Origin of the sequence: Rhodococcus phenolicus (assembly GCF_001646785.1) — a bacterium.
Classification (GTDB): Bacteria; Actinomycetota; Actinomycetes; order Mycobacteriales; family Mycobacteriaceae; genus Rhodococcus; species Rhodococcus phenolicus.
The window spans coordinates 1-561 of record NZ_LRRH01000057.1 but is presented as its reverse complement, the minus strand read 5'-3'; the positions used below and the strand labels follow the sequence as shown (position 1 = coordinate 561).

1 protein-coding gene is annotated in these 561 nt (G+C 70.1%); it reads right to left on the bottom strand.

The genetic code is table 11. The annotated features are described in order from the left end of the window. Positions 1-254: 254 nt before the first annotated feature. Positions 255-561 (bottom strand): enoyl-CoA hydratase-related protein (locus tag A8G15_RS16325; RefSeq protein ID WP_245687868.1); only part of this gene is annotated, 307 nt, incomplete at its 5' end.

Genomic DNA, 561 nt, shown 5'->3' with positions numbered 1-561 from the left:
GCCGCGTTCTGCGAGGGGGACCCCGCGATGTTGCGGAAGCGCCCCTTGCGTTGTGCCTGACGTTCATTACAGGCGCCGGGCATGCGCCAGGCTCTTGTTAACGAGGATTCTCAAGTTTCAGGCACTGGACAGGCACGCGCGTCGACGCCGAGGCACCCTCGCGCGCCTCCGTAAACTCCTGGCCAGAGCGTTGTTCTCGGCGATACCTGCCTCGGGGGCACGCAGCGGACCCGGGACCGGAAGTGTGCTGGGGGTCAGGCGAACCGCGGGGGGCGCTTCTGCAACATCGCGGTGGCCCCCTCGAAGAAGTCGGCCGACGTCAGCAACTCGGCCTGGCCCGCCTTCTCGCGTTCCAGTGCCTCGTCCAACGCCCCCAGCGTCGACGCGTTCAGCGCCTGTTTGGTCAGGGCGAGGGCGCGCCGCGGGCCGGCAGCGGTCCGTGCCGCGACCGTCCGGACGTGGTCGAGCAGCCGATCGTCCGGCACCGTCTTCGCGACGAGCCCGAACCTGTCGGCATCCGCGGCCGAGACCCGGTTCCCGAGCAACGCCATCTCGGCCGCC